The following is a 1,902-nucleotide window of genomic DNA, read 5'->3' on the forward strand; positions in this document are numbered from 1 at the left end:
ACTCTTTGTTATAAAAGATAAAAAGCATTTCCTTCTGGACCAAGTGGTACATGTCCCATTTCTATTAACTCTATAATTGGGAGAAATACATTTTTTTCTTCAGCTAATTCAGCAGCACATGCAAGAACACTTACGTACATCGCATGCCCAACGAGAAATTTCACTATTTTTTCCTCTCCTAAAATTTCGAACGCTTGTTTATAAACACCATGAAAGATTGCTTCTGGTACTTTATCTACTACATCTACAAGAAGTTTTTCGTTACCAGCGCGTACAATTTTTTCTTTCAATTGATCTGGCACTTCTGCTAGTGCCCCCCATAAAGTGTTACCTTCAAATGAAATCCGCCCAATGGTCTCATGTAATTGTTTTCTTGAAATCCATTTGATTTCATATTCACTAACGTTTAGAGAACTCATAAATTGATCTATTTTCTTCTCGGCTTCTAGATTTTGCTGTCCAATATTCCTATACCAGTTCATCGTCATTAACCGCTCAATCATTCCATTTGTAGAACGGGCATGAGAACCATACTTTTCTTCATTCATGAATTGAGACAAAACCATTTCTTATCGCTCCTTTCATCTTGTTCACGTTACTCATCTAAGTATTTTTATAATTTTAATATTTCGTTGTCAGTTCAGGAGGTCCAAATTTTGGTCCGTATGGTCCCTCATCAAGCCATCTTCCAAGCCTTGGAACGATAGATACCATTGAGGCTGCAATGTCGCGTTTCATGTTCATTTCAGGAGAATTCCCCTGAAGGTGATGAAGCGCAGTAGTTGAAGCATCACGGTTCCACTTCGCTGCAATTCGGCGTTCGTTTGCAGCTGCTTCAATCGCGTATACCCGCTCTTCTTCAGAATGAGATTGTAGTGCTTTCTCAATACCTCTCGCAGCAAGAACAGCATCTGGAATTCCAGAATTTAATCCACGTGCTCCGACTGGGGCGAATAAGTGTGCTGCTTCTCCAGCTAGAAGAACACGACGTTTTTCGTCAGTAAATGAATTTGCCACTACTTGATGGAAACGGTAGGAAGACACCCACGTAATCCTCTCAGCGTACTTAGCATCCATTACTTTTGGCAACCATTTCTTAGCACTTTCAATATTTGTATAATCATCTGGATTATCTGACTCAAGTAGTTGTAAATCAATACGCCATCCACCTTTAAACGGAACAAACATTACATTTCTTCCTTCCATTGCTGGATGCTGGTAATGGAATATTCTTTCTAAAGGAAGTGGATCTGTTTCATCTTCTTTTGCATCCACGACGATAAAAGTATCTGCCGTGCGTGGGCCTTCAAACGTTAATCCCGCTTGCTCTCTTACGATTGAACGTGCTCCATCACATCCAATTACATACTGCGCCTTTAAGATTTCGTCATTTGTGATTGTAAGTTCTACTCCAGAGTCTGTAATGTGTAACTTTTTAACTGGAGCATCCCAAAGGAATTCAACGCCTGCTTTTATACATGCCTCATACATATGCTTTTCGATCTCATCTTGATGAAGAGCTGTGAAATGAGGCAATCGGTTATAATTAAGGCTTTCATCCTTACCGTAATTTCGTACATATACTTCTTTCCCTTTATAAAACGTTCGTTTTACAGGCCAAATAATTCCGTTATGAGCAAGTGTGAAGCCAAGGCCTTCTGAAGTCTCCTCCAGTAGTTTTAACGAAGCACTATGCAAATAGATTGCTCTACTTCCTGGGCGTGGTCTCCCGAATGAATCTGCCTCTATTACTAAAGTTGATATCCCCTTCTTTTGTAATGCAAGTCCTGCTACAAGTCCTACTGGGCCCGCACCAACAACAATGGCATCATATTTTTTTTCTTTTCCCATCAATATCTCCCCTTTATTAACAATTTCCCATTATGATATCCTTGCCTGTTC

At 39.7% G+C, this 1,902-nt stretch carries 2 protein-coding genes; both read right to left on the reverse strand.

Annotation, left to right across the window (positions count from 1 at the left end):
- Positions 1–8 precede the first annotated feature (8 nt).
- Complete coding sequence (locus AC1DTM_RS24555) at positions 9–566, reverse strand: hypothetical protein (RefSeq protein WP_016105249.1); 558 nt, start codon at positions 564–566, stop codon at positions 9–11.
- 55 nt (positions 567–621) lie between these two features.
- Entirely contained in the window at positions 622–1,851 is a 1,230-nt protein-coding gene (locus AC1DTM_RS24560; protein WP_477001106.1) for an FAD-dependent oxidoreductase, read from the reverse strand.
- Positions 1,852–1,902: the final 51 nt, after the last annotated feature.

The sequence above is a fragment of the Bacillus sp. P4_D3 genome (assembly GCF_056401855.1).

Excerpts from the sequence above, each read along its gene's own strand:
- AC1DTM_RS24555 (WP_016105249.1), bottom strand. The coding sequence starts at position 566 with ATGGTTTTGTCTCAATTCATGAATGAAGAAAAGTATGGTTCTCATGCC.
- AC1DTM_RS24560 (WP_477001106.1), bottom strand. The coding sequence starts at position 1,851 with ATGGGAAAAGAAAAAAAATATGATGCCATTGTTGTTGGTGCGGGCCCA.